Raw genomic sequence first — 1,039 nt, 5'->3', positions numbered from 1 at the left:
GGATCAATGCTTATTTGCAGCTCCCCGCAGCTTATCGCAGCTTATCACGTCTTTCTTCGGCTCCCAGTGCCAAGGCATTCGCCCTGCGCCCTTCTTCGCTTGACCATTTTGCAATCTTTCGATTGCCTTTTAAGCCTCTTATACTCTAATTGCCAACAAGATCGTTTTCCCTTCCGTTTGAAACTGTAGTTTCTTCTTTAGAAGTTTTACTTTCTCGTTTCGCAGTTATTATTCAGTTCTCAAGGTACATCTTGGCGGTCTTTAGACCGCGTGGTGGGCCAAAATGGACTCGAACCATCGACCTCACGATTATCAGTCGTGTGCTCTAGCCAGCTGAGCTATTGGCCCATAAGTGGTGGAGATTAAGGGAATCGAACCCTTGACCCCCTGCTTGCAAAGCAGGTGCTCTCCCAGCTGAGCTAAACCCCCACAATCTCTGAGGTTCCCTTTACAGGGCCCTCAAAATTGAACAATATCGATCTCTTGTCTCGTCACCGACTGACACGAACTTCTCTGAAGTTCCGTCAGCCAGACTCCCTAGAAAGGAGGTGATCCAGCCGCAGGTTCTCCTACGGCTACCTTGTTACGACTTCACCCCAATCACCAGTTTTACCTTCGGCGGCGTCCTCCTTGCGGTTAGACTACCGACTTCGGGTCCCCCCGGCTCTCATGGTGTGACGGGCGGTGTGTACAAGGCCCGGGAACGTATTCACCGCAGCATGCTGATCTGCGATTACTAGCAATTCCGACTTCATGCAGGCGAGTTGCAGCCTGCAATCTGAACTGGGACGTTGTTTTTGAGTTTTGCTCCACCTCGCGGTATCGCTTCTCTTTGTTAAACGCCATTGTAGTACGTGTGTAGCCCAAGTCATAAAGGGCATGATGATTTGACGTCATCCCCACCTTCCTCCGTTTTGTCAACGGCAGTCTGAATAGAGTCCTCTTGCGTAGTAACTATCCATAAGGGTTGCGCTCGTTGCGGGACTTAACCCAACATCTCACGACACGAGCTGACGACAACCATGCACCACCTGTCTCT

The 1,039-nt window shown here is 50.6% G+C and carries 2 tRNA genes and 2 rRNA genes; all 4 read right to left on the bottom strand.

Annotation, left to right across the window (positions count from 1 at the left end):
* Positions 1-105, bottom strand: a 23S ribosomal RNA gene (locus B5F27_RS16270); the annotation flags it as partial.
* Between the two features lie 166 nt (positions 106-271).
* Positions 272-348, bottom strand: a tRNA-Ile gene (locus tag B5F27_RS16265).
* A 5-nt stretch (positions 349-353) separates the two neighbouring features.
* Positions 354-429: transfer RNA gene (locus tag B5F27_RS16260), tRNA-Ala, on the bottom strand.
* A 112-nt stretch (positions 430-541) separates the two neighbouring features.
* A 16S ribosomal RNA gene (locus B5F27_RS16255) occupies positions 542-1,039 on the bottom strand; the annotation flags it as partial.

It is taken from the genome of Faecalibacterium sp. An192 (assembly GCF_002160175.1).
GTDB lineage: Bacteria > Bacillota > Clostridia > Oscillospirales > Ruminococcaceae > Faecalibacterium.
This window is presented reverse-complemented; position numbering and strand designations above follow the sequence as displayed.